Source organism: Mesorhizobium sp. M7A.F.Ce.TU.012.03.2.1, from assembly GCF_004006095.1.
In the GTDB taxonomy this organism is placed as follows: Bacteria; Pseudomonadota; Alphaproteobacteria; order Rhizobiales; family Rhizobiaceae; genus Mesorhizobium.
In genome coordinates this window covers 1,576,300-1,597,883 of record NZ_CP034779.1, presented here as the reverse complement: position 1 = coordinate 1,597,883, position 21,584 = coordinate 1,576,300, and the positions used below count along the sequence as shown (strand labels likewise).

22 protein-coding genes are annotated in these 21,584 nt (G+C 64.0%); 9 read left to right on the top strand and 13 right to left on the bottom strand.

What is annotated here, in order from left to right:
- The first annotated feature begins 91 nt into the window (after positions 1–91).
- Entirely contained in the window at positions 92–805 is a 714-nt protein-coding gene (locus EJ079_RS07720; protein WP_127808668.1) for a DUF805 domain-containing protein, read from the top strand.
- A gap of 63 nt (positions 806–868) precedes the next feature.
- Positions 869–1,540 (top strand): DUF805 domain-containing protein, encoded by a 672-nt coding sequence (locus tag EJ079_RS07715; RefSeq protein WP_127808667.1) that lies wholly within the window; start codon positions 869–871, stop codon positions 1,538–1,540.
- Here EJ079_RS07715 and EJ079_RS07710 read toward each other — a convergent pair.
- From EJ079_RS07710 to leuD, 6 genes are all read right to left on the bottom strand, one after another.
- Positions 1,537–2,013 (bottom strand): GNAT family N-acetyltransferase, encoded by a 477-nt coding sequence (locus tag EJ079_RS07710; RefSeq protein WP_127808666.1) that lies wholly within the window; start codon positions 2,011–2,013, stop codon positions 1,537–1,539. The genes EJ079_RS07715 and EJ079_RS07710 overlap by 4 nt on opposite strands.
- Before the next feature lie 4 nt (positions 2,014–2,017).
- On the bottom strand, positions 2,018–3,121 hold the full coding sequence (gene leuB / locus EJ079_RS07705; protein WP_127297862.1) for a 3-isopropylmalate dehydrogenase: 1,104 nt from the start codon (positions 3,119–3,121) through the stop codon (positions 2,018–2,020).
- 161 nt (positions 3,122–3,282) lie between these two features.
- Positions 3,283–3,633, bottom strand: coding sequence for a VOC family protein (locus EJ079_RS07700; RefSeq protein WP_127808665.1), 351 nt, complete (start codon positions 3,631–3,633; stop codon positions 3,283–3,285).
- 13 nt (positions 3,634–3,646) lie between these two features.
- A complete protein-coding gene (locus tag EJ079_RS07695; protein WP_127808664.1) occupies positions 3,647–4,030 on the bottom strand; it encodes a RidA family protein in 384 nt (127 codons plus the stop codon).
- 328 nt (positions 4,031–4,358) lie between these two features.
- Positions 4,359–5,282, bottom strand: coding sequence for a hypothetical protein (locus EJ079_RS07690; RefSeq protein ID WP_127808663.1), 924 nt, complete (start codon positions 5,280–5,282; stop codon positions 4,359–4,361).
- An 83-nt stretch (positions 5,283–5,365) separates the two neighbouring features.
- Positions 5,366–5,971, bottom strand: coding sequence for a 3-isopropylmalate dehydratase small subunit (gene leuD / locus EJ079_RS07685; RefSeq protein WP_023810900.1), 606 nt, complete (start codon positions 5,969–5,971; stop codon positions 5,366–5,368).
- 127 nt (positions 5,972–6,098) lie between these two features.
- On the opposite strand from leuD, the gene EJ079_RS07680 reads away from it, so the two are divergent.
- Positions 6,099–6,524, top strand: coding sequence for a GNAT family N-acetyltransferase (locus EJ079_RS07680; protein ID WP_127808662.1), 426 nt, complete (start codon positions 6,099–6,101; stop codon positions 6,522–6,524).
- A 72-nt stretch (positions 6,525–6,596) separates the two neighbouring features.
- Here the strand turns inward: EJ079_RS07680 and EJ079_RS07675 are convergent, their stop codons facing one another.
- The 4 genes from EJ079_RS07675 to EJ079_RS07660 are packed head-to-tail and all read right to left on the bottom strand — an operon-like array spanning position 6,597 to position 11,610.
- Positions 6,597–7,763 carry an FAD-binding oxidoreductase gene (locus EJ079_RS07675; protein WP_127808661.1) on the bottom strand — a complete coding sequence of 389 codons (1,167 nt, stop codon included), beginning with the start codon at positions 7,761–7,763 and terminating at the stop codon, positions 6,597–6,599.
- A 29-nt stretch (positions 7,764–7,792) separates the two neighbouring features.
- Positions 7,793–9,394, bottom strand: coding sequence for an ATP-binding protein (locus tag EJ079_RS07670; RefSeq protein WP_127808660.1), 1,602 nt, complete (start codon positions 9,392–9,394; stop codon positions 7,793–7,795).
- A complete protein-coding gene (locus EJ079_RS07665) occupies positions 9,385–10,077 on the bottom strand; it encodes a response regulator transcription factor (RefSeq protein WP_127808659.1) in 693 nt (230 codons plus the stop codon). The genes EJ079_RS07670 and EJ079_RS07665 overlap by 10 nt, the downstream gene beginning before the upstream one ends.
- A 3-nt stretch (positions 10,078–10,080) precedes the next feature.
- Positions 10,081–11,610, bottom strand: coding sequence for a DUF4173 domain-containing protein (locus EJ079_RS07660; protein ID WP_127808658.1), 1,530 nt, complete (start codon positions 11,608–11,610; stop codon positions 10,081–10,083).
- Between the two features lie 430 nt (positions 11,611–12,040).
- On the opposite strand from EJ079_RS07660, the gene EJ079_RS07655 reads away from it, so the two are divergent.
- A complete protein-coding gene (locus EJ079_RS07655) occupies positions 12,041–12,916 on the top strand; it encodes a CoA ester lyase (protein WP_127808657.1) in 876 nt (291 codons plus the stop codon).
- A gap of 51 nt (positions 12,917–12,967) precedes the next feature.
- Positions 12,968–13,174, top strand: a complete 207-nt coding sequence (locus EJ079_RS07650) for a DUF1737 domain-containing protein (protein ID WP_127808656.1) — start codon at positions 12,968–12,970, stop codon at positions 13,172–13,174.
- Here the strand turns inward: EJ079_RS07650 and EJ079_RS07645 are convergent.
- On the bottom strand, positions 13,161–13,847 hold the full coding sequence (locus EJ079_RS07645; protein ID WP_210214656.1) for a hypothetical protein: 687 nt from the start codon (positions 13,845–13,847) through the stop codon (positions 13,161–13,163). The two genes, EJ079_RS07650 and EJ079_RS07645, sit on opposite strands and share 14 nt — an antisense overlap.
- 127 nt (positions 13,848–13,974) lie before the next feature.
- Here EJ079_RS07645 and EJ079_RS07640 point away from each other — a divergent pair, with 127 nt between their 5' ends.
- The gene (locus EJ079_RS07640; protein WP_245481827.1) at positions 13,975–14,652 is read left to right on the top strand and encodes a TetR/AcrR family transcriptional regulator; all 678 of its coding nucleotides are present in this window, start codon (positions 13,975–13,977) and stop codon (positions 14,650–14,652) included.
- Between the two features lie 38 nt (positions 14,653–14,690).
- Here EJ079_RS07640 and EJ079_RS07635 read toward each other — a convergent pair whose 3' ends face one another.
- On the bottom strand, positions 14,691–15,116 hold the full coding sequence (locus EJ079_RS07635) for a hypothetical protein (RefSeq protein WP_127808655.1): 426 nt from the start codon (positions 15,114–15,116) through the stop codon (positions 14,691–14,693).
- A 7-nt stretch (positions 15,117–15,123) separates the two neighbouring features.
- A complete protein-coding gene (locus EJ079_RS07630; protein WP_023763026.1) occupies positions 15,124–15,546 on the bottom strand; it encodes a metallopeptidase family protein in 423 nt (140 codons plus the stop codon).
- 182 nt (positions 15,547–15,728) lie between these two features.
- Between EJ079_RS07630 and EJ079_RS07625 the strand changes: the two genes are divergently transcribed.
- The 3 genes from EJ079_RS07625 to EJ079_RS07615 are packed head-to-tail and all read left to right on the top strand — an operon-like array spanning position 15,729 to position 21,527.
- Positions 15,729–16,766, top strand: a complete 1,038-nt coding sequence (locus tag EJ079_RS07625) for a hypothetical protein (protein ID WP_127808654.1) — start codon at positions 15,729–15,731, stop codon at positions 16,764–16,766.
- Positions 16,708–18,183: a DUF6504 family protein gene (locus EJ079_RS07620; RefSeq protein WP_127808653.1), complete on the top strand. Its 1,476-nt coding sequence runs from the start codon at positions 16,708–16,710 to the stop codon at positions 18,181–18,183. The genes EJ079_RS07625 and EJ079_RS07620 overlap by 59 nt, the downstream gene beginning before the upstream one ends.
- Positions 18,180–21,527 carry an error-prone DNA polymerase gene (locus tag EJ079_RS07615; RefSeq protein WP_127808652.1) on the top strand — a complete coding sequence of 1,116 codons (3,348 nt, stop codon included), beginning with the start codon at positions 18,180–18,182 and terminating at the stop codon, positions 21,525–21,527. The genes EJ079_RS07620 and EJ079_RS07615 overlap by 4 nt, the downstream gene beginning before the upstream one ends.
- The last annotated feature ends 57 nt before the right edge of the window (positions 21,528–21,584 follow it).

The following is a 21,584-nucleotide window of genomic DNA, read 5'->3' as shown; positions in this document are numbered from 1 at the left end:
CTTCATTTGCCGCGAAGAGGGTAGCCACGGCTTGCCCATCGGCTCGGCCCTGTGCCACCTTCGGTCGGGACGTGGCGAGCGGGGGTGGCAAATGCGCGGCGAAGTGCTTCACTATGACGAGGACCACGGTTTTGGCTTCATCACCGGAGCCGACGGCAACCGTTACACCTTCACCCGCGAGAACCTGCGCCGGAAAACCGCCATGCCCAACGGCACGGCCGTCGAGTTCCAGCCGGGCGGCGACCAAGCGCGCGACGTCTTTTCGATCGCTGCTGCGACCGCCCCTCCGGCGGCCGCAGACCCCAGCATCAAGGCCGCACCGGCCCAGGCCAGCGTTCCGCCTGCAGCGGCCCCATCTCCTACGCAGCATTTCGGTCGGTCTTCCGAGACAGCCGAGCCCAGCGATCTCTGGGGCTATTTCTGGCGTGGCGTGACGCAAAACTATTTCAATTTCGGCGGGCGCGCCCGCCGTAAGGAGTATTGGGGCTACTGCCTGTTCTGGACGGTGTGCCTGCTGATCATCGGCGGCATCGGCCTGTACACCGATATGGATATGGGCGGTTTCGACAGTGATATCTCGGGCGCGATAACGGTCGGGCTGTTCGGCACGTTCCTGCTGGCGACACTCCTTCCCAGCCTCGGCATGATCGTGCGCCGGCTGCACGACATCGGCCTGTCGGGCTGGCTCTGCCTGCTGATCCTGATCCCGACCATCGGCAGCCTGATCATCCTGGTCTTCGCGCTGATCCCGACGCAGGCCAGGGAAAACCAGTGGGGGCCGGTGCCTACGGGCGTCAGGATTTAGCCGCCACGTGTATTGCAATCATAAACAACCTTGGGTAGTATTTGCGCAACGCGGGGGAGAAACATGCGTGGCACGATATTCCACTACGATCAGGATCAGGACTACGGCTACATCGACGGAATCGACAGCAAGCGTTATATTTTTGCTCGTGACGGTGTGAGCCATGAAGTGACCCTCGTCAGGGGCACCCTTGTCGAGTTTCAACCGGATGACGGTACGGCGCACGATATAGTCGCCGTCACCCCGACAGCGCCATCGCCAAGCACGGGCCAGCCACGGCAGCCCCGCCGTTCGGCCGAGAGCAGGCCCGCCTATTCCACGGGTCTGTGGGCTTACTTCTGGCGCGCGATAATTGCAGACTATAGCAATTTCAAAGGCCGCGCCCGCCGCAAGGAATTCTGGGCCTTCTGGCTATTCTACACCCTCGGGATATTGGCGCTTCTAGGCTTCGGAATACTCGTTGACCTAGCGTTCAATGGCTTCAAAACCAATGCGGACAGGACGCCGATGAGGGCCATAGGGCTCATACCCTTGCTGGTTTTCTTTTCGGGATTGATCCTGCCGTCGATTGCCCTCGTCGTGCGGCGTGTGCATGACGCGGGTCTGAGCGGCTGGTTTGCACTGCTGGGCTTCATCACTCCCATTGGCAGCATTGCCTTGCTGGTCTTCGGACTTCTGCCGTCCCAGGTGGGCGAAAACCCTTGGGGACCAGTGCCGGCAGGCGTCAGGAGCTAGCCGCTTTTCAGCGCCTCGCCCGAAAGCCTGAGAAAGACCTTCTGGCCGTGGCGTTCGGCGCCAAGCCGGTCGTAGAAGCGCAGTGCGCCCTCGTTCCAGTCCTCGGTGGTCAGGTCGATGCGGCCGATGCCTTCGCGCAGGCAATGATCGGCGAGAAAGCCGATCAGCGCCCGGCCCACGCCGGCGTTGCGGGCTTTGTCGCGCACGAACAGATCCTTGAGGAACAGCAGCCGCTCAAGATCGATACCGGGATGCGCGATCGCCACCGACGCCAGGCCGCTGACCTCGCCGTCGACGAAGGCGAGCGCGAAATGCGGATAGGCCGGGCTTTCCTCGCCAAGCCATTTGCGTGCAGCAGACAGGGCCCGGTCGGCATCGAGAGGTGGCTGCCGGTAGTGAACAGCCATCTCGCACAATATGGCCGCGAGTGCCGCGGCGTCCTCGATCGTCGCCCAGCGGACGTCGACCGTCACGGTATCAGCCCAGGAATTTGGCGATGATCGCGTCGCCCATCTGAACCGTACCGACCTCGGTCATGCCATCGGACATGATGTCTTTCGTCCGCAGGCCCGCGTCGAGCACAGCGGCGATCGCGCTTTCGACGCGGTCGGCTTCCTCGACCATGCCGAAGGAATAGCGCAGGCACATGGCGAAGGACGCGATCATGGCGATCGGGTTGGCGATGCCCTTGCCGGCGATGTCGGGGGCCGAGCCGTGCACCGGCTCGTACAGCGCCTTGCGCTTCTTGGTCTTCACGTCAGGCGCGCCGAGTGAGGCCGACGGCAGCATGCCGATCGAGCCGGTCAGCATGGCGGCGATGTCGGACAGCATGTCGCCGAACAGATTGTCGGTGACGATGACGTCGAACTGCTTTGGCCAGCGCACCAGCTGCATGCCGCCGGCATCGGCCAGCATGTGGTCGAGCTTGACGTCGGAATAGCGCGCCTTGTGGGTCTGGGTGACGACCTCGTTCCACAGCACGCCCGACTTCATCACATTGCGCTTTTCCATCGAAGTGACGTGGTTCTTGCGCGTGCGTGCCAGTTCGAAGGCGACGCCCGAAATGCGCTCGATCTCGAACGTGTCGTAGACCTGCGTGTCGATGCCGCGCTTCTGGCCGTTGCCGAGATCGATGATCTGCTTGGGCTCGCCGAAATAGACGCCGCCGGTCAGCTCGCGCACGATGAGGATGTCTAGACCCTCGACCACCTCCTGCTTGAGCGAGGAGGACGCCGCCAGCGCCGGATAGCAGATGGCCGGGCGCAGATTGGCGAACAGCTCCATGTCCTTGCGCAGGCGCAGCAGGCCGGCCTCAGGGCGCACCTCGTAGGGCACCGCGTCCCATTTCGGACCGCCGACGGCGCCGAACAGCACTGCGTCGGCCGCCATCGCCTTTTCCATGTCGGCATCGGAGATCGCCGCGCCATGCGCGTCATAGGCGCAGCCGCCGACCAGCCCCTCATCGGTGGCAAAACCGCTGCCGAGCTTGTCGTTCATGACCGCGATCAGTTTCTTGACCTCGGCCATGGCCTCGGGACCGATGCCGTCACCGGGGAGCAGGAAAAGATGCTTCGTTGCCATGGAGGAACCGTCCTGGAAAGAATTTGAACCGCGGCCTTGCTAAACGCCAAGCCGGTTGTGCGCAAGGAGTAACGCAGCGATCAAGAACAACCTCGTTCGTTTGCGATCCTTCGCGCTCCCCTCTGCCCCGCCAGCCTCCCGCAAATTGCAGCGCCTTGCCTTCACCGATGCGAGAGAATGTTGACCAGCCAGCCGAACGGATCGCGGACATAGAAGCGGCGCACGCCCCAGGGTTCGTCGGCCGGTCCGTATTCGATGGCGAAGCCCGCCGCTTTCATGGCATCGAACGCCGCATCGACATCATCGACCTCGATCGAAAGATCCGGCACCGGCGTTTCGGAGCCGCCCTGCACCATGAAGCTGACCTGGACATCCATCTTTGCTTGCGAGCCGTAGGTGGCGATCCAGCCAAGGTCCATAAGCACATCGAGGCCGAGGACATCCTGATAGAAACGCTTGGCCGCAGTGGCATCCGATGTCTCGATATTGGCAACGATGCGCCGGACTTTCATCGTCGGTCGCCTTTCATTCCGTGCGCCGCAACGCCGTCACCTCGATCTCGATCTTCATTTCCGATCTGTTGAGCTGGCAGACGATCATCGTCGCCGCCGGCCTGATGTCGCCGAACGTCTCGCCGAGGATCGGGAAGACCACGTCCACGAAGGCCTGGTCAGTGATGTAGTAATGCGCCCGCACCACGTCGGCCATCTCGAAGCCGCCGTCCTGAAGCGCCTTGCCGATCGTCGCCAGGCAATTGCGCGTCTGCGCCTCCACCGTCTCCGGCATCGTCATCGTCGCATAGTCGTAGCCGGTCGTACCGGACACGAAACACCAGTCGCCCTGCACCACTGCACGCGAATAGCCGGCGGTCTTTTCGAACGGCGAACCGGTGGAGATGAGTTTGCGCATGGGGCCTCGCAGGATTTGGTGGCCATTTTGCCGGAAAAGGGTAGGGCGGGTCATGGGCCAGAGGCCACCAATTGTTGCCACGAGCCGGAGCTAGGACGGTGGAGATTAGCCGAACCCTGGCGTCTTCGTCATCCTATGGCGAAGCAAGGAGCGAAGCGACGCGGCGCAGACCCCTGGAGCTGCTCCGCAGCCCAAGGGATCCATGCCGCGACTTCAAAGCGTTGCAGCGGTTCAGAATTCTGCTCCGCCGCGCCCTCCGACAACCGTCACGGCATGGATCCTCGGGTCAAGCCCGAGAATGACGAAGGCGTGGTGGTCGCTGCCGCGTCTAGTTCCCCAGCGCCTTGTCCAACGCCGCCTTCACATCCGCCGGCCATGTCGCTACATCAGGCCACGCCTGCGGCTGGCCATTGTCGCCGCGGCGCGCAAAATAGAGCTTGTGCTGGGCCGGGTCGACCGCCATGAAGCCGTCATTGCCGCCGCAATTATGCGGCACGCAGCCGCTGGCGTAGAAGGCGCCCGAAGCGGCCTTTTCGGTACCGCCGCCGACCAGCAGGCTGGTCGCCATGTCGGGCATGTCCTTGCCGAGCAGCTTTTCGGCTTCCTTGTAGACGGCCTCGTTGTGGAAGGCGTCGATGATGTTCTGGTACTTTTCCGGATCGATGTCTTTCCAGTCCGTGCCGGGTTCCGGCATGTAGGTCAGATTGCCCGAAATCGTCAGCCCATCGGTCGGCGACCATTGCAAAGCCGGCTTCTCATCCCCCGGCAGCAGATAGGGCACGAAATAGATGGCGTTGTCGGACACCGCCGAGGGCGGCGCGCCGCACTGGTCCTGCTCGACCGTGGTGCTCTGGATGGTGCCGCCTTCCGGTTTCCAGACGATCACCGTCGCCGGCCCGCATTGGTTGCCGCCGTCGCCGACATCGAACAGCGCCACCTTGACGCCGCCGACCTCGACTATTTTGTCGAAGAAGACGTCATAGTTGGTGGCCAGCTGCTTGCCGTCATAGGCAAGCACCTTCTCACCGTCCTGTTCCGGTTGGGTGATGGTCAGCGTGCCGCCCTCGAAGGGGACGGGCGCCTGCTTGTCGTCATCGGCAGCGTCGGCGGCGTTCGTCCCCTGATCGGCGGACGGCTGGTCCGTCGCCGGGGCCGGCTGGGTGGCGGGTGCCTGTGTCTGCGCAAACGCGCTCACGGTTTGCCCTAGCAACAAGGCCAGCCCGCAAACGCCGGCAAGAAGCAAACGTGTCATGACTGTCCCTCCACTCAATCGCAACGAACCCGGCGCAACGAAGGCCTGAGAGCGGCCGGGCCTCCGCCTGGAGTGTGTACCGCTCAGGCCCAGGGGCGCTGTTCGGCGTTGCGCTTCTCGAACGACGCGATGGCGCCGGCCTTCTCCATGGTCAGGCCGATGTCGTCGAGCCCGTTCAAGAGGCAGTGCCGCTTGAAATCGTCGAGGTCGAAGGTGACGACACCGCCGTCGGGACCACGGATTTCCTTGGCTTCGAGGTCGACCGACACTGTGGCATTGGAGCCGCGCGAGGCGTCGTCCATCAGCTTCTCGAGATCCTCGGGGCTGACGGTGATCGGCAGGATGCCGTTCTTGAAGCAGTTGTTGTAGAAAATGTCGGCGAACGAGGTCGAGATGACGCAGCGAATGCCGAAGTCGAGCAGCGCCCATGGGGCATGCTCGCGGCTGGAACCGCAGCCGAAATTGTCGCCGGCAACCAGGATCTGCGCCTTGCGGTAGGCCGGCTTGTTGAGCACGAAATCCGGATTTTCCGAGCCGTCATCCTTGTAGCGCATTTCGGCGAACAGGCCGGTGCCGAGCCCGGTGCGCTTGATCGTCTTGAGGTAATCCTTCGGGATGATCATGTCGGTGTCGACATTGACGATCGGCATCGGAGCGGCGACGCCGGTGAGCTTGGTGAACTTTTCCATGGCTTTTGCCCGTGTTTTCGTTGCGGGGGGATTGCTGAGGCACGGTTTACACAAAGCCGGCAGCAAATAAAAGGCAACTGTTCGTGCACGGTGGCACAAGCCAGCCCGATGGTGCAGTCTGGCGGCCATGGCAGAAAACGCACACGTCCTCTATAACAGCGAACCCGCGCTCGACATCGCCGAATTCCGGCGTGTGCTGGTCGAATCCGGCCTCGGCGAGACACGGCCGGTCGATGATGAAGCACGGCTGCGGGCGATGCTGTCGAGCGCCAATCTGGTGCTGACCGCGCGTCTCGACGTCGAAGGCAAGCCGCTGGTCGGCGTGATCAGAGGCATCACCGACTTCTCCTGGGTCTGCTACATCTCCGAACTCCCCGTTTCCCGATCGGCACAGGGGCTCGGCATCGGCAAGGGCCTGACGGACGAGGCGCGCCGGCAGCTTGGACCGTCGGTCGCCATCAGCCTGATCTCCATGCCCGATGCCGTAGGCTTCTACGAACGTATCGGCATGAAGCGCATGGCGGATGCCTTCTGGTTCGACCGCAAGGGCTGAGGTCTCTCTGGTTGGGGAACGAGAGAAGCGCGCCTTTCCTTCTCCCCCTGTGGGAGAAGGAAACGCCAACGCTCAAATCACATTCAATTCCCGGAACGCCCGCCCTTCCGCGACTCGACCGTACCCGAACGCCGAACAATCCACCGTGCGATAGCCGCCATGCACGATCAGTTCGGCCAGCGCCTTGCCGACCGCCGGCGCCTGCTGCAGGCCATGGCCGGAGAATCCGTTGGCGAACAGGAAATTGCCGACTTCGGGATGCGGGCCGATCACCGCGTTCTGGTCGAGCGTGTTGTAGTCGTAGTGGCCGGCCCAGGCGCGGGTCGGCTTGATTGCCTCGAAGGCGGGAATGCGGGTCGCCAGCACCGGCCAGATCACCTCTTCGAACAGCGGCCAGTTTACCTCGAAGTCACCGGGATCGGGTGCGCAGTCGCCTTCCTCCGGTTCGGCGCCGCCGGTGAGGTAGACCGAGCCTTCCGGACGGACATAGATGCCGGAGGGATCGACCAGCAGCGGCATATCGGCATATTTCTCGCGCGCCTCGAAGACGAAGACATTGCGCTTGCGCGGCTCGACCGGCAGCTCAAGCCCGGCCATGGCAGCCACCTTGCCGGCGTTCGGGCCGGCGGCGTTGACGACGATGCCAGCCTCCAGCGTCTCGCCATTGCCGAGGCTCACGCCGGTGACGCGATTGCCATCGCGCGCGATGGCGGTGACATCGGCGGTGATGAAATCGACTTTCTTCTGCCGCAGCGCCTTGCGGAACAGCGTCAGCATCGCATCCGCGTCGAACCAGCCTTCGCCGGTGCGGCCATAGGCGCCGGCTGAAATGCCCTCGGTCGACAGCCACGGGAACCGGCGCGTAAGCTGGTCGGCATCCTCGAGCACGATGTCGGCGCCCTCAGCCATCTGCGCCTCGTGATTGCTCTTGAGGATCGGCAAGCCGTTCTCGCCGGCAAGGATGAGGTAGCCGCCTTCGCGAAAGCCGATATCGGCGTCGGCGCCGAACTCTTCCTTCAGCCGCCGGAACAGCTTTAGCGTGAACTGCGACAGGCGGATGTTTTCCGGGATCGAGAATTGCTGGCGGATCGAGGCCATGGACAGCGTCGTTGCCGCATGCGCGAATTGCGGATCACGCTCGACCAGCGCGATCGTGCCGGAAAACCCTTGCTCGCGCAGATAGTAGGCGACCGAGGAGCCGACGATGGCTCCGCCGATGATGACGATGTCGTAGCGCATGTTCTCTCCGATCCGGCCGATAGTGTCCTTCACGCCACCGGCAGAATGATCTCGAAGCGCGTGCCGCGTTCGCTGTCAACCAGCGCGATCATACCATCATGCGCTTTCAGGAGGGCCAGCACGATGCCAAGCCCCATGCCGGTGCCGCCCTGCTCGCGCCGCGTGGTGAAGAACGGCTCGAAAATGCGCGCCCGGTTGCTGGGCGAAATGCCGGCGCCGTCGTCGCTGACCAGGATGCTTGCCTTACCGTCGGCGCTCGTAGCGGAGACCCACACCTGCGTCGCGCCGTGCCTGGCCGAATTGTCGATGAGATTGGCCAGCACGATAGCCGCGTTCTCGGCCGATATGCGCAATCTGATGTCGCCGCCGGCCCCGATTCTAACCGCCAGCCTGTTGTCGACGGGCAGCAGCGCCAGCGCCGCACCGATCGATGTGCTTTCGCCGCTGGGTGCAAGATTTTCGGCCTTCGCCAGATCGAGCAGCCGCCGTACCAGCAGGTTGAGCCGTCCCGCATCAGTGACAATATTGTTGGAGAAGCGCCGCCGCTCTTCATCATCCATCGCCGCACCGGAATCACGCAGCAGTTCCGCCGCGCCCTGGATCGCCGTCAGCGGCGATTTGAGCTCGTGCGAGACATGGGTAGCGAAAGTCTGGATTGAGTCCGAGCGCGCCTGAAGCTTCTCGGCCATATCGAGGAAGGCCGCGGACAGCTCCGCCATCTCTCGCGTGCCGTGATGGTCGAGCGGCCGGATCGCCGTGCGGTCGCCGGCGGCGATGCGCTCGGTACGGTCGATCAGCGCATAGATCGGTCGGCTGACGGTGCGCAGGAAGATGAGGCCGATGAGCAGCGTGCCGCCGATTATGGCAATCGCCGCCAACGTCACCTTGCCGCGTTCGCCATAGAGATGTTTGATGATGTTGTTCGGCGTCCGCGACACATAGACCACGCCGGCGACCTGGCCGCCGACAGCGACCGGCAGGGCGACGAAGACACGCACCTTGGTGCCGCGGCTGACCGAATAGAGCGGTGGCGTCGGCTGGTCGGGAATGCGCAGCCTGAGCGCGCTGGCATAGTGACCGGCAAGTGCTGTGCGCACCTCTTCGGCCGCACTGAGCGACTGGCCGACCTCGCCGCGCCCGGCAATGACGACGCCCCGGGGATCGAGCAGCCGGAAGCCGGCCAGCGTGGTTTTCTGCGTGGCGTCGAGAATACCGGACAGGCGCGCACCGATCGCCGCGAAGGCAGGATCGGCGGTGGCAGCGATCGCCGCCGGCCGGGTCGGCAGCACATAGTCGGAGGCGAGATCGAGTTGCGGCTCGATCGGCTTGTACAGCGGGCCCGGATTGACGCTTCGGCTTGAATCCCCGCCTGGCCCCGGCATCGGCGCGCCGAGCTTGTCCGCCGCAATGCCGGCGTCGCGCACATCCTGCGCATAGATGGCGGCGATGGCCGCCCCTTGCGCGATCAGCTCCGCTTCGGTCTGGCGGATCAGCTGGTTCTCGTAGAGGCGGAAGAAGAACAAGCCGACCAATGGCAGGGCCATCACCATGATCAGGATGGCGACGACGACCGTGGCAAGCCGTGGCCGCCACTTGCGGCCGATCCATTTGCCCGAAGTCGTCAGCCGCATCGGCCGAGCCGGAAGCCGACGCCATGCACCGTCTCGATAACGTCAGGGCAACCCACTGCTGCCAGCTTGGCGCGGATGTTGCGGATGTGGCTGTCGACGGTGCGGCCGGCGACATGGATGTTTGCGGCATAGGCGCTGGCCATCACCGCGTCGCGGTCGAGCACATGCGCGGGCCGCGCCAGGAATCCCTTCAGGATCGAGAATTCGATCCCCGTCAGGGCAAGCGCCTTGCCGTCGAAGCTGGCAGCGTGACTGGCCGGCGCCAGAGCCAATTTGCCATGCGAAAACTGCCTGTTGTCGACCGGCTCGGACGCCGCCGGGCGGGCGCGCCGCAGGATGACGTTGACGCGGGCGACCAGTTCGCGCGGGCTGAATGGTTTCGTCACATAGTCGTCGCCGCCCATTTCGAGCCCGAGGATGCGGTCGATCTCCTCGTCGCGCGCGGACAGGAACAGCACCGGCACATCGGATGTGTGCCGCAGCCGCCGGCAGACCTCCAGCCCGTCCATCTCCGGCATGCCGATGTCGAGCACGACAAGATCCGGCGCCCGGCGGCCGATCGCCTGCAGGGCGGCGGCACCGTCGGCCACGCCTGTCGTTTTCATGCCGGCCTTTTCCAGCGCAAAGCAGATCACCTCGCGGATGTGCGGGTCATCGTCGGCGACGAGGATGTGATGCGGCATGGATCAGCGGCCCGGCATGGAAGGTTCGATAGCGGAGGGAATCACGAACGGCCCCTTGGAGTCGAGATATCGAAGCAGCCGCCAGTCGCGAAAGCTCCAGGCCCGCCAGTTCTGCTGGATAGTTCGATACCAGATTTCGTCGCTGCCGCGCACGCCAGCCAGTTCGCGGACAGTGCCGGCGGCCGCCGTCTTGCCCTGCTGCTCGAGGAAGCGATCAAGTGCGGGAAACGCGCCCGGACCGAGCGAGTGAAGATACCAGGCGTCTAGGGGAATGCCCTGGCCGGTCATTTCGAGGGAATGGTCGACATTGTAGTTGGCGATCGTCGCTGCAAAATTGATGAAACAGCCGGCATAAAGCGTCAGGGATAACGTCAGAAGATTGGCGGAGAGCAGCCATTCGTTGGATTTTCTAAGCGCGATGCGGGCAATGATCAGGGCAAGGCCTGCTGCGACCAGCCCCATCCAGACAAAGGCGGCGACGCGCCAGTAGGTCAATGCATAGATGCCGACATAGAGGTCGAGCCGCAGGATCGACGAAATGACCAGCATGATATTCTGCGCCACCCAGGCATAGACCAGCCGGCGGATAAGCGGATCGGCCGATGTCTCGCTGCCTGGCCGCAGCGCCGCCAGCACGAAGCCGGCGGCAAGCAGCGCGGTGACGATCAGGGGATAGGCGCCACGATGCGCGTAGGAGGCGTAGCTCAGCCCGTCGGGAAGGGCGGCCCCGCCCCACAGATAGGTGGCGTCGAGCGCCGTCTGCAGCGCAAACAGGATGTTGAAGACGATCAGGGCGCGCAGGATGGCGGCCTTGCCGAACAGGATGTCTTCGATGGTGGTGGCGGTTTTGTCGGCTTGAGCGCTGACGGCCGGCGCCGCGCGCGGGATGCGGCGAACCAGGCGCGGTCGCAGAAAAGCCCAGACAGCGGCGAGCACGAACAGCCAGAAGGCAATCCGCGCCAGCTGGATAAGATCGAGCAGCCTCATGAGGTCGATCAGCGACAGCCAGTAGTCGATCACCGGATTGGCGGCGCCGAACAGCGCCAGGAAGACCGCGCCCAGCGTCAGCGGCATCACCCAGACAGCGATCGCCGCCAGCCGGATGCGCCGCCGGCCGAACCGCCGCGCCGTCCTGCGCCAGCGGACGAAATCATTGGCGAAGCGGAACGGCGCCGCCAGCCCGAACAGCACGATCTGCCCGGCAATACGGGCGATGCTGTGCCGCAGCCGCCCGCTCAGCGAAAGGGCAAAGACGGTCAGCGCCGCCAGCGCGATCGAAACCGACAGGGTGCTGACGTTTTCAGCCAGCGGCAGCAGCGCGACAAGCAAGGCGATGGGCTTGAGCCAGACGCGACCGTCGCTGAAAGCCGCCGGATGCACGGCGACAACCGCGGCGGCAATCAGCAGGGCAAACAGGAAAACCGTGATGCCGGCGGGCTGGCCGTAGAACAGGAAATCCGCAAGTGCTGCCAGGAGGATGGCGACACCGAAGCGGCTGCAATAGCTCGGCGCGGCGCAGAGCAACGCTGTCATGATCGGGCTTTCCTGATGGCGTCCCGCCGGGTTGCCGGCGGGCTCTTGCGGACAAAGGGAATGAGGGTTGCGACGGGACACGCGCGCGGCGCATCGGCCAGCCACCAGCCTTCGCGGCGCAGCCGGCAAGGCAGGGACCATCGGGGTTCTGCTCGCTTTTGCATGCCGCTTGTTTGTCAGGCGGGCGGGGAGAGGATGGGGCGGATCGGAGGAGGTTTTCCGCAGGCCTGTGCAGTTTTCGCGCAGGGGCGCGAAGAGGGGCGCCGAGCTTCCACCTCCCCCTTGTGGGGGGTCGGACCGCAGGTCCGGGTTGGGGGCTTGGCGCCCACCCCCACCCCGCTGCTTCGCAGCGACCCTCCCCACAAGGGGGAGGGTGGGGTCACAGCCCTGCCCGCTTGCCTCACCCACCCACAAGCGGCATAGATCACCCATGGAAACCTATCGCCCGCGCCGCTCGGTGCTCTACGTCCCGGCCTCCAACGACAAGGCCCTGGCCAAGATCGCGCAGCTTGCCTGCGACGCAATCATCATCGACCTGGAAGACGCCGTCGCCCCGGCCGACAAGATCGCCGCCCGCGCAAAACTGGCCGGCATTTTCGCCAATCGCCCCAACGAACGCTGCGAGATGGTCGTGCGCATCAATGCGCTGGCCAGCGCATGGGGCGCCGACGACCTGCTGGCTGCCGCAGGCTGCGAGGCCGACGGCATCCTGTTGCCCAAGGTCGACACGCCGCGCGACCTGCTCGAGGCCGGCGATGTGCTTGACGACAATTTCGCTCCCGACAGCGTGAAACTATGGGCGATGATCGAGACGCCCAAGGCGCTGCTCAACATCGGCGCCATCGCCGAGCTTGGCCGCGATCCGGCCTCGCGGCTCAATTGTTTCGTTGCCGGAACGAATGATCTGGTCAAGGAGACCGGCATTCTGGCAACGCCTGACCGACGTTACCTCGTGCCATGGCTGATGCAGATGGTGCTGGCCGCGCGTGCCGGCGGCATCGACATGCTCGACGGCGTCTCCAACGATTTTCGCAACCTCGATGCTTTCACCCAGGAATGCGCGGAAGCCGCGGCCATGGGCTTCGGCGGCAAGAGCCTCATCCACCCGGCCCAGATCGAAGCCGCGAACCTCGCCTTCGCGCCGTCCGCGGAAGCGGTGGCCGAGGCGCGCTCGGTGAAGGAAGCCTTCGCGCTCGCCGAGAATGCCGGCAAGGGCGTGATCGCGTTGAACGGCAGGATGGTCGAGCGGCTGCACCTGGCGCAGGCCGAAAAACTGCTGGCGAAGGCAGCCGCCATCGGGTCATAAATGCTCGATGGATGCGAGCGAGCTATGGCTACTCACGACAGGAATTGAACAATGAAACTCTACCGCTTTCTGTCCGCTCCGGACGATGCCAGCTTCTGCCACAAGGTGACAGCGGCGCTGAACAAGGGCTGGCACCTGTTCGGCTCGCCGACCTACGCCTACGACAAGAAAGCCAAAACGATGCGTTGCGGCCAGGCCGTGGTCAAGGATGTCGACGGCCAGGAATACGGGCCCGATACCAAGCTCAGCGACTGGTAGGCTCCGCTCGCATCCACAGCCAGCCGGCCAGCCAGGCGATCGCTGTCGCAAGCGTCACCAAACCCAGGTCAAGGGCCCACTCCGGCACGAACGCACGGAGCGCGATAGGCACCGCGCCAATGAGATAGAGGGCGAGTGGAATGCGCGGAACGCCTCTTGCAACCACAAGAGATATTACAAACGCCAGCGTCCCAAGCAGAAAAAGGAACGAACTGACGACCAGAGCCAGTCCGAGAGGGCCGGCGCGCAGCTCGACGATGGTTGTCAGCGGAAGTTTCGAAAATACCAGATTGATCACCACTTCCACACCGACCAAACTTGCCAATGCAACGAAGTTGATGACAAACGCGATGATGCCGAACAGGCCCGCGCGCCGGCCAAAAGCGAGAAACAGGCCGACGACAAGACCAAGCGCCAATATCTCGGCGACTGGCGCGAGAAGTTGTGTCAGATCGGTGGTCGCGATGAGCGCGCTGCGTTTGGCCGCGTTAACCACAAGAATAAGCGCGCTTCCCACCCCGGCGACGGCGGCAAGCCGATAAAGCGTGACGCTGGGCACAGCCGCGCTCGACTGGACAGTCGTGAGATTCTCCTTGTGCTGAGGTTCTTCGGCTGGACTCCTCAGCGAAATCAACGATTGCGGGCGGCGGGGTTCGGCGGTTCTGGCAGACATGTTCGTCTCCTCATTCAGGGAAAACGGGGAGCCCGCGAAGACCGCAGGCCTGTTCGGGTCCCATCTGTAATCACTGATTACATTCTGTTACCTGCATTGTAAACAGCGATTACATAAATCGCGGATCGTGCTACGGACGCGTGAAGCAGCTCTACGGAATGAAGGAAAAGAGATGGCAAAAGCCAAGACGGCTCGCCGCACCGGCTACCACCATGGCAATTTGCGCGACACGTTGATCGATGCTGCAATCCAGCTTGTCGAGGAAGGCGGCCCCGACAATGTGAGCGTGCGCGAAGCCGCAAAGCGGGCCGGCGTTTCGCCCGGCGCGCCCTTCCGGCATTTTCAGTCGAAAACAGCGCTGCTGACCGCGGTCGCCGAACAAGCCATGAACCGGCTGACAGAGGCCGTTGCCAATGCACTTTCAGAAGTCGACAGCGCGGATCCCATCGTGGCCTTCGAAGCAATCGGACAAGGCTATCTGGAATGGGCGATCGGCAATCCCACGCATTTCCAGATCATCAGTTCCCGAACGCTGATTGATTTCGACGCGTCGGACAGTCTTCGCGGTCAGAATGAGGCCATTCGCCGGAAGATGATCGACCTGCTGACCCAGGCGCAGCGGCAGGGTCAGTTGGCTGCGAACGCGGACTTCGATCATCTGGTTCTTGCCGCGCGTGCCTTTGTCTATGGGTTGGCACGAATGGTGGTTGATGGTCATTTTCCGGAGTGGCATCCGTCCGAGCCGCCATCGCTCGCCGTGCGCAAGGCGCTGCATCTTTTCATCAGCCGAATGACCAACCTCTGAGGCGAAACCTCAAAAGGCCTGGTTGATCAGCTAACCGGCTACGCCAGATTTTCCCAGGCGGCTCTGATTTCGTTGAACCGTGCGTCTGCGCGGCCCTCGACGTCATCGCAGCCGAAATAGAGGATCGATAGCGCTGCAAGGAGACCGGGATAGCCGGAGACGGAATCCATTCTCGTAAGGATTTCAGGAACCGGCAACCGCTTGCGTTCAATCATGGAGATCGCGCATTCCGCTGTCATAGGTGCCATCGGGTGGTCGAATTCGGATAGCCAAAAGTCGACCAGGGCAACGAGAGTGGCCGGTTCGACGGCAGCACTTGCGGGCAGATGGCAAAGCTCACCAAGTGCGAGGAAAGCGGCATTCGGTGAAATCCCGACGGCGGTTTCGATCAGTTCCCGGCTTTGTGGAATGTCGTGATACGGCCAGTTGCAATCGATCCGGTCGGCGAATTCTGCTTCCGTCATCTGAGCGCTATTCCGCCGCCTCTTCGATCTTCTCCATGTCATCGTCCGACAGGCCGAAATGATGGCCGATCTCGTGGATCAGCACGTGGGTGACGATGTCGCCCAGCGTCTCCTCGTTCTCTGACCAGTAGTCGAGGATGGCGCGGCGGTAGAGCGTGATGCGGTTCGGGCCCTCGCCGGTCTGCGGGTTCCAGCGCTCGGCGATGCCGCGTCCCTCAAACAGGCCAAGCAGGTCGAAGGGCGTTTCCAGCGACAGATCGTCCATGATCTCGTCGGTCGGGAACTCGGCGATCTGGATGACGATCTCGCCGGTCAGCTTGCGGAAATCCTCCGGCAGATGGGCGTACGCCTCCAGCGCCAGGAACTCCATTTCGTCCATCGAGGGCGAGAGTTCGTCGTGCCAAGTGCGGGTCTTGTAGATGCGGGCCATGCTTTGTCCTTTGATCCCGGCATATAGGCTTTCGCACCGGAATCGGCAAATGAACGGGCCGATGCGCCTGCGCCATCCATGCGGAGAGGAATAAATTCCCCATGACTCCGCTTGACTCTTCCCGTGGCCTCTGGAATCTATAGGAACATAACAGGAACAATTGTGAGTGGAAGCTGACCGTCATGGCGATGACCGCCGTGGCGCGGGAGACTGTTTTTGCCCTGCGCCGCCAGATCGCGAAAATCGAGGGAACGCTGCCCGAGCGCTTGGCTGCGCCGGCCGCCGCGTCCCTTGATGCTGACGTCAACACCGATCTCACAATCGTCCGGCGTGGCATTGCCGCGGCGTTGCCGGATGCGTTCCTGCCTATTGGCGTCGAGCGCCTCGACGCCGCCCTGAGCGGCGGCCTGCCGAAGGCCGCCCTGAGTGAAATCCATGGCAGCGAAACCCGCGATGCCGGGGCCGTCGCCGGCTTCGCTTTGTCGCTCACCAGCCTGATCCTCAAGCAAACGCCGGGGTTGCCGGTGCTGTGGATCGGCACATCGGAGATCTTCCGCGAGGCAGGCTTTCCCTATGCAAGGGGGCTTCACGCCTCGTTCGGCATCGGGCCGGAGCAATTGCTGTTTACCGAGGCGCCAAAGCTTGTCGATGCGCTGTGGGTCGCCGAGGAGGCGGCCCGGATGACGGCGCTGGCCGCGGTCATCCTGGAAGTCCGCGGCAATCCGCAGCGGCTGGACCTGACCGCGACACGCCGGCTGCATGCAAGGGCGCAAGCGGCCGGCCGCCCGGTGTTCCTGCTGCGGCAGGCGGCCGAACCCGAACCGACGGCGGCACCCGTCCGCCTCATCGTCGCATCGGCGCCGGCAACACCGCGCGACACCATCGCCGGGCCGCTGGCCGGTTCGATCGACCGCCCGGCCTTCATCCTCACCATCGGCAAGAGCCGCACGGCCCTGCCTGGACAATTCACACTGGAGTGGAACCCCGATGAACGCGCATTCGACGAAAGAGCGGGCGACGAAGGAGCAGGTGGGGAAAGAAACCGGCCAAAGAATCCTGTCCCTGTGGTTTCCCTATCTGGCGGCGGAAAGGGTCCTGCGCCAGCGTCTGGGGCGGTCCTGGCGTTCCCGGCCGTCGGATCACCCCTCTCACCCGCCGCTCGTGATCAGCCATCGAGACCGCAACGCGCAGCGCATCTCGGCCCTCGACGAGCGGGCTGAGGCCCTGCACCTGAAGCGCGACATGGGCATTGCCGATGCGCGCGCCATGCATCCGTCGATCGACATCGTCGAGGCCGATCCGGAAGCCGACCGCCGTCTGCTCGAAGGCCTTGCCGACTGGTGCGACCGCTACACCCCGCTGGTGGCGCTGGATGGCGCGGACGGCCTGTTTCTCGACGTCACCGGCTGCACCCATCTGTTCGGCGGCGAACGCGCCATGCTGGACGAGATCCTGTCGCGCTTCTTCCATCAGGGTTTCGATGTCCGAGCCGGGCTTGCCGCGACACCGGGCGCGGCCTGGGCGGCGGCACGCTTTTGCAGTGACCGCATCATTGTGTCAGGCGAGGAGGAAGCGCTGCTGGCACCCCTGCCGCTGGCCGCACTGCGCATCGAGCCGGCGACCCGCACCAGCCTGGAAAGCGTCGGCCTGCGCACGGCGGGCGCCGTCATGGCGGCACCGCGCGCGCCGCTCGCCCGCCGCTTTGGCGCCTTGCTGCTCCTGCGCCTCGACCAGGCGCTTGGCCGTCTCGACGAAGCGGTGTCGCCGCGCCTTCCCGTCGCGCCGCTTTCGGTCGAACGCCACCTCGCCGAACCCGTCACCCTGACCGAGGACATCGAACGGCTGGTGGGCATGCTGGCGGCGACCTTGAAAACCGACCTCGAACGCCGCGGCGAGGGTGCCAGGACGCTGGCGCTGCTGCTCTTTCGCGTCGACGGCGCCGTCAGCCGCATCGCCATCGGCACCTCGCGGCCGATGCGCGAACCCATGCTGATCCAGAAACTGTTCCATGAGAGGCTGGCCGCGCTCGAGCAGGATATCGATGCCGGCTATGGTTTCGATCTGGTGCGGCTCTCGGTGTTGGCGGCCGCCACCTTCGACATGCAGCAGGCTGATCTGACTGGTGAAACGATCGACGATGGCGCCGATATCGCGCTGTTCGCTGACCGCATCCGCGCCCGGCTCGGCGAGGGCGCGGTTCTCCGGCCGGTCGCGGTCGAGAGCCATCTGCCGGAGCGCGCCGTCGCCACGATCCCCTTCACCGAAGCGCCGCGCCGGACCACGCCGCCGAAAAAGCCCGGCAGGCTGCAGGCGCCACAAACCATTTTTCCGCCGGAACGGCCAATCCGGCTGTTCCGCTCGCCCGAACCCATCGATGTGCCGGCCACTGAAATGCCGGAAGGACCACCGCTGCACTTCCGCTGGCGGCGCGCGCTCTACCGGGTCACGCGCGCCGAAGGGCCGGAACGCATCGCCGCCGAATGGTGGCGGGAAGCGCCAAGCGACGAGGCGGCATCGACGCGCGACTATTTCCGCATCGAGGATGCCGATGGCCGCCGCTATTGGCTCTACCGGCAAGGTCTTTACGGCAACACGCAGGTACCGCCGCGCTGGTTCATGCATGGTGTCTTCGCATGAACGCGCTGACCGTCATCCCCTATGCCGAATTCGGCATCCAGTCGAATTTCTCCTTCCTGCGCGGCGCCTCCAAGCCGGAGGAGCTGGTGGTCGCGGCCAAGCTCCTGGGCTTCTCCGCGATCGGGCTTGCCGACCGCAACACGGTGGCCGGCGTGGTGCGCGCCTGGCAGCAGGCCAAGGTCGAAAAGCTCTCCTATCACCCCGGCTGCCGGCTGGTTTTCGGCGACGGCACGCCGGACATCCTCGCCTATCCCCAGGACCGCAAGGGCTGGGGACATCTGTGCCGCATGCTTACCCAAGCCAATCTGCGCGACGAGAACGAAAAAGGCGCCACCCTTCTCCAGCGCGGCGACCTCCTCGAATGGGGTGACCTGATGTCGCTGGCGGTCCTGCCCGGTCTGTCGGCGGGCGCGGAAGATAGTCTTCCCCTGCTTGGAGACCTCAAAGGCCGCTTCGGCAGGAACCTGCGGCTTGGCGTTTCGCCCGACTACGCCGGCAATGACCGTTTCCGCATCGAGCAGGCCGCGGCGCTTGCCGAGAGCGTCGGTATTCCGCTGATGGCGACCAACGACGTTCTCTACCACACGGCCGAACGGCGCCCGCTGCAGGACGTGCTGACCGCGATCCGCCTCAACACGCCCGTCGCCGAGGTCGGGCTGCAACTCAGCGCCAATGCCGAGCGTCATCTGAAGCCGCCAATGGAGATGGCCCGCCTGTTCCGCAGGCATCCGCAAGCGCTGGCCGAGACGCTGCGGTTTGCGGAAGAACTGACCTTTTCGTTGAGCGACCTTCAGTACAATTATCCGGACGAGCCGACGGAATCGGGTCTTGGCCCACAGGCTGAACTGGAGCGGCTGGCGCGGGAGGGAGCGGCCAACCGCTATCCGGCGGGTGTGCCGGATTCGGTGACCAGGCGCATCGACGAAGAGCTCGCTTTGATCGAACGCCTCAACTATGCCCGCTATTTCCTGACTGTCTACGACATCGTCAAGTTCGCGCGCAGCAAGGATATTCTCTGCCAGGGACGTGGATCGGCCGCCAATTCGGTCGTCTGCTTCTGCATCGGCATCACCGAAGTAGGACCGGAAAAAATCGATTCGCTCTTCGAGCGCTTCATTTCCGAGGAGAGAAACGAGCCGCCGGATATCGACGTCGATTTCGAGCACGAAAAGCGCGAAACCGTGATCCAGTACATCTACGAGAAATACAGCGGCAAGCGCACGGCACTTGCGGCCGCCGTCATCAGCTATCGCGGCCGTTCGGCGCTGCGCGAAGTGTCGAAGGCGATGGGCCTGTCCGAGGATGTCAGGGCATCGCTTTCCGGCTCGATCTGGGGTTGGTCGACATCGGAGCTTGGCGAGAAGGAAGCCCGCGCCGGCGGCCTCGACCGCACCGATCCGGTGTCGAGGCACGTGATGGAGCGTGCCAATGAGATCATGGGCTTCCCCCGCCATCTGTCGCAGCATGTCGGCGGCTTCGTCATAACCAGGGACCGGCTCGACGAGATCGTGCCCATCGTCAAGACGGCGATGGACGAGCGCAAGATGGTCGAATGGGACAAGGACGATCTCGACGCGGTGAAGATCCTGAAAGTCGACGTGCTGGCGCTCGGCATGCTGACCTGCCTGCAACGCGCCTTCACCTTGCTCACGGATCACTATCCTAATGCGCGGGATGACTATGGGCAGCCCTATGTGCTGGCCACCCTGCCGCCGGAAGATAAGCAGGTCTACAAGATGATCTGCCGCGCCGATACGCTCGGCGTCTTCCAGATCGAATCGCGCGCCCAGATGTCGATGCTGCCGCGCCTTGAGCCGAAAACCTTTTATGACCTTGTCATCGAGGTGGCGATCGTGCGGCCGGGCCCGATCCAGGGCGACATGGTCCACCCCTATCTGCGCCGCCGGCAAGGCAAGGAAAAACCCGAGTATCAAAAACCGGAGCTGGAGGCGATCCTCAGCAAGACGCTTGGTGTGCCGCTGTTCCAGGAGCAGGCGATGAATATCGCCATCGTTGCCGGTGGTTTCAAACCGGGCGAGGCCGATGAACTGCGCCGCGCCATGGCCACCTTCAAGCGCACCGGCACCATCGGCAATTACCGCGACCGTATGATCAATGGCATGGTCGGCAAGGGCTACACGAAGGACTTCGCCGAGCGCTGTTTCAAGCAGATCGAGGGCTTTGGCGAATATGGCTTTCCCGAAAGCCATGCCGCTTCCTTCGCCCTGCTCGTCTATGCCTCCTGCTGGTTCAAGACCTTCTATCCCGACGTGTTCTGCGCCGCGATCCTGAATTCGCAGCCGATGGGGTTTTACCAGCCGGCCCAGCTGGTGCGCGACGCAAGCGACCATGGCGTCGACATTCGCGACGTCGACGTCAATTTTTCGGTGTGGGATTGCACGCTGGAAAAGGCGCCGTTCGATCCGGCCCGCATCCTCCCACGCCATGCCGAGATGCGCGGCGTCATCGAGACGAAGCATGCCGTCCGGCTCGGCTTCCGCCAGATCAAGGGCCTGTCGAAGGAGCGCATGGCGGCTTTCGTCGAACAGCGCGGCTCAGGCTACGTATCCGTCCGGGATGTCTGGTTGCGCTCCGGCCTCGATGTCGGCGAGATCGAGCGGTTGGCGCAGGCCGACGCCTTCCGTTCGCTCGGCCTTGATCGTCGCGAAGTCTTGTGGGCGGTGCGCGCGCTCGACGGCAAGAGCGCCGCCGAAAGGCTGCCGCTGTTCGACCAGCCGGCGCTTCGCCTGCGCGAGCTGGAGCCTGAGACGAAGCTGCCGAAAATGCCGCTCGGCGAGCATGTCATCCATGATTACCGCGCGCTCGGCCTGTCGCTGAAGGCGCATCCGGTCGCCTTCCTGCGCGAGCGGCTCGACCGCGCCGGCGTCATCCCCAATGCGAACCTGCCTTCCGTGCGCGACGGCAGGCGCGTCTCCGTCGCCGGCCTCGTGCTGGTGCGGCAGCGCCCCGGCAAGGGCAATGCGATCTTCCTGACGCTGGAGGACGACAAGGCGGTGGCCAACGTCATCTTCTGGCAAAGGACCTTCGACCGTTACCGGCCGATCGTCATGGGCGCCCGGTTCGTCAAGGTCACCGGAAAATTGCAGTCGGAATCGGGCGTGGTCCACATCGTCGCCGAGAGGATCGAGGATCTGACGCCTTGGTTGACCGTGCTTCTGGAGAAGGTCAGCGGGGCCGCGCCAGCGGTTCCTCCGGGAGACCTCGCCAGGGACGGTTCGGATCGCTCCAGCCCCGCCAAACAAAGCGCACCGATCCGGCAGGATCTCGCAACGCTGTCGGAAGAAGCGGAAAGGGTCATGCCCAAGGGGCGCAATTTTCAGTAGGCAAGGCCATGCCAAGGGCGGAACGAAAGCGGACGTCGGCGATCCTTCGCGCTCCCC

Excerpts from the sequence above, each read along its gene's own strand:
- EJ079_RS07720 (WP_127808668.1), top strand. The coding sequence starts at position 92 with ATGCGCGGCGAAGTGCTTCACTATGACGAGGACCACGGTTTTGGCTTC.
- EJ079_RS07715 (WP_127808667.1), top strand. The coding sequence starts at position 869 with ATGCGTGGCACGATATTCCACTACGATCAGGATCAGGACTACGGCTAC.
- leuB (WP_127297862.1), bottom strand. The coding sequence starts at position 3,121 with ATGGCAACGAAGCATCTTTTCCTGCTCCCCGGTGACGGCATCGGTCCC.
- EJ079_RS07700 (WP_127808665.1), bottom strand. The coding sequence starts at position 3,633 with ATGAAAGTCCGGCGCATCGTTGCCAATATCGAGACATCGGATGCCACT.
- EJ079_RS07695 (WP_127808664.1), bottom strand. The coding sequence starts at position 4,030 with ATGCGCAAACTCATCTCCACCGGTTCGCCGTTCGAAAAGACCGCCGGC.
- EJ079_RS07690 (WP_127808663.1), bottom strand. The coding sequence starts at position 5,282 with ATGACACGTTTGCTTCTTGCCGGCGTTTGCGGGCTGGCCTTGTTGCTA.
- leuD (WP_023810900.1), bottom strand. The coding sequence starts at position 5,971 with ATGGAAAAGTTCACCAAGCTCACCGGCGTCGCCGCTCCGATGCCGATC.
- EJ079_RS07680 (WP_127808662.1), top strand. The coding sequence starts at position 6,099 with ATGGCAGAAAACGCACACGTCCTCTATAACAGCGAACCCGCGCTCGAC.
- EJ079_RS07675 (WP_127808661.1), bottom strand. The coding sequence starts at position 7,763 with ATGCGCTACGACATCGTCATCATCGGCGGAGCCATCGTCGGCTCCTCG.
- EJ079_RS07670 (WP_127808660.1), bottom strand. The coding sequence starts at position 9,394 with ATGCGGCTGACGACTTCGGGCAAATGGATCGGCCGCAAGTGGCGGCCA.
- EJ079_RS07665 (WP_127808659.1), bottom strand. The coding sequence starts at position 10,077 with ATGCCGCATCACATCCTCGTCGCCGACGATGACCCGCACATCCGCGAG.
- EJ079_RS07660 (WP_127808658.1), bottom strand. The coding sequence starts at position 11,610 with ATGACAGCGTTGCTCTGCGCCGCGCCGAGCTATTGCAGCCGCTTCGGT.
- EJ079_RS07655 (WP_127808657.1), top strand. The coding sequence starts at position 12,041 with ATGGAAACCTATCGCCCGCGCCGCTCGGTGCTCTACGTCCCGGCCTCC.
- EJ079_RS07650 (WP_127808656.1), top strand. The coding sequence starts at position 12,968 with ATGAAACTCTACCGCTTTCTGTCCGCTCCGGACGATGCCAGCTTCTGC.
- EJ079_RS07645 (WP_210214656.1), bottom strand. The coding sequence starts at position 13,847 with ATGTCTGCCAGAACCGCCGAACCCCGCCGCCCGCAATCGTTGATTTCG.
- EJ079_RS07635 (WP_127808655.1), bottom strand. The coding sequence starts at position 15,116 with ATGACGGAAGCAGAATTCGCCGACCGGATCGATTGCAACTGGCCGTAT.
- EJ079_RS07630 (WP_023763026.1), bottom strand. The coding sequence starts at position 15,546 with ATGGCCCGCATCTACAAGACCCGCACTTGGCACGACGAACTCTCGCCC.
- EJ079_RS07625 (WP_127808654.1), top strand. The coding sequence starts at position 15,729 with ATGGCGATGACCGCCGTGGCGCGGGAGACTGTTTTTGCCCTGCGCCGC.
- EJ079_RS07615 (WP_127808652.1), top strand. The coding sequence starts at position 18,180 with ATGAACGCGCTGACCGTCATCCCCTATGCCGAATTCGGCATCCAGTCG.